This window comes from Streptomyces odonnellii (assembly GCF_000981895.1).
Lineage (GTDB): Bacteria > Actinomycetota > Actinomycetes > Streptomycetales > Streptomycetaceae > Streptomyces > Streptomyces odonnellii.
Map to the genome: position 1 here is coordinate 1 of NZ_LATD01000593.1, position 2,229 is coordinate 2,229.

The 2,229-nt window shown below is 70.4% G+C and carries 2 protein-coding genes; both read right to left on the reverse strand.

The annotated features are described in order from the left end of the window. Window positions 1–99: 99 nt before the first annotated feature. Entirely contained in the window at window positions 100–963 is an 864-nt protein-coding gene (locus WH07_RS35425) for a hypothetical protein (protein WP_046509306.1), read from the reverse strand. A gap of 283 nt (window positions 964–1,246) precedes the next feature. Continuing rightward, on the reverse strand, window positions 1,247–1,555 hold the full coding sequence (locus WH07_RS35430) for a hypothetical protein (RefSeq protein ID WP_003985768.1): 309 nt from the start codon (window positions 1,553–1,555) through the stop codon (window positions 1,247–1,249). Window positions 1,556–2,229: the final 674 nt, after the last annotated feature.

Here is a 2,229-nt window from a genome sequence, read left to right on the forward strand (position 1 = left end):
GTCGGGGTGGGCGCGGCGGAGGCACGCGCGGCCAGGGCGAGGACCAGCGCCGAGGCGCCCGCCAGGGTCGCGGCGAGCGAGGACGCGCTGGGGCGGCGGCTACCGGGCATAGGTGAAGCCTCCATATTCCTCAACGGCCTTGGCGATGTCGTCGGCGGTGGAGGCCCGGTTGTCGCCGGTGACCGGCGTGGGGCCGTCCGACTGGCTGGAAGAGGTGATCTTCCAGTCGCCGCCCGTCCATTTGAGCTGTGTGGTGATGGTGAACCAGGTCTCGGTCACCGGCTTGGTGGAGCCTTCGCCGACCAGCCCGAGGAGTCCGGTGGACCAGACTTCGACGGTCGCCGTGTCCCCACTGGAACCGGTGACCTTGGTGCCGACGGGCACGGTTCTGGACACGAAGGTGAGGCCGGCGGGTGCGGAGCCGTCCTCGTTGAGCCCGACGTTCTGGTAGAAGGCCGGTGAGTACGCCGTGTCGATGTCGGCCAGAAGGTCTTCGACGGTGGCGGGATCGTGCGTGGCTCGGATGATGTCCCTTCGGGAGGCGGCGTCGAACATCTCGGCGGAGCCCAGGGCCACCGCGTAGTTGGCCGCCGCGCTCGCCGCGCCCTGTTCGGTGTGGGGGAAGCCGGCGGGGATCGTGCCGTTCTTGCCCGTCACCGGCTTGACGCCGGATGCCGCAGTCGGCTCCGCGCCCGCGCCCGCGCCGCCGCCCGTGCTCCTGGCGCCTTCGGCGCCCTTGTCCCCGCCGCGGTTCGCGAACGCGATGGCCGCGATGAGGAGGACGACGACGCCCACCACGGTGATGAGGGAGCGCGAGCTGCGGGCCGGGCGGCGGGGGCCGCTGCCGTACAGGTCGCCGGTTCTGCCGTCGGGCAGGCGCGTACGCGTCTGGCCCGTGCCGCCGAAGCCGTCGTCCGTACGGCCCGGGCCGTCGCCGTAGCCGTGCTCGTCGCCGTAGCTCATGCCGTGTACGCCCCCTCAGCCGTGTGCGGGTCCTGGTGGTCCGTGCGGTCCGCGCGGTTCGTGTCCGTGTAGTACGTGCAGTACGACGGTAGCCGTGCTGGTTGCCGCGCGGGCGCGGTGTGGTGACTCGACATCAGGGAGACGCAACCTCAGCCGGTGGGTGCGACGGACGGGTGGTGTTGAAGGGTGGTCCGGGCACGCCCGGTACGGACTGACGAGAACGGTGAGGATGGTGGGGCGACAGGGGCCGGGGCCCGGGCCGGGGACTTGGGGATGGTCGCCGCTAGACGGCCATTCCGTAGACGATGGTGAAAAGCGTGCCCAGCGAGCCGATGATGAAGACTCCGGTCAGTCCGGCGACGATCAGGCCCTTGCCCTGCTCCGCGCTGAACGTGTCCCGGAGCGCCGTCGCTCCGATCCGCTGTTTGGCCGCGCCCCAGATCGCGATGCCGAGGCAGAGAAGGATGGCTACGGCCATCACGACCTCGATCATGACGCGGGCCTCGTTCCCCAGTGTCCCGAAAGGCCCCCAGTTCGGCGCGATGCCACCGATGATGGTGGTGATGTCGCCCTTCTCGGCCGCCAGGTACATGTAACTCACCGCCCCTGTTGGGTTGTTACGCCCACGCCCCCATGGCATGGGTCACGCTCTATCTTCACTGATGGAACCGCTCTCGTATGCCGCTTGGCGGCTCTCTTTACCCGATCCCCGCACATATGACCGATCACACCTCGCTGAGCTGGCGTGGATCTGCCATGTGTGTCCGCGCATGGTTACTCTGTGTATCACGGAGCGTGACTCCGGGCAATGACTGTCGTTGTTACACCTTTACGGTCAGGGCTCCGGCGCGAGCGTCGCGGAGAGCCGGGCCGGGGGCGGGGGCCGCCGTACCGGCATGACCGGTGGGACTCATGGTGATGGCGGGGCACCGTACGGGTGAACTTGTCGGCGCCGCACGGCTGTCGGGCCGGGCGGCCGATGGCCTCGGAATGCCTGGACCGCGGGTGGTCCGCCCGTACGTACGCGCTCCCGCGGCCTGTTGACGAGCGCGGCCGGCCCCTGCCCGGCTTTGGAACAGTGCCGTCCACATCGCGGTGAGGAACGCGGAAGAGGAACAGGGGCGAGCGGCATGGCGGGGCACGCAGGGGACGCGGGGCACGCGGGGCACGCGGGGTATTCGGACGACTGGCGGCGCCGGATCGAGACGGCCGGCGGCGTACCGGCTCCGCGGGCCGGCGGGCTGCGGCACAGCGGCGGTCCCTGGA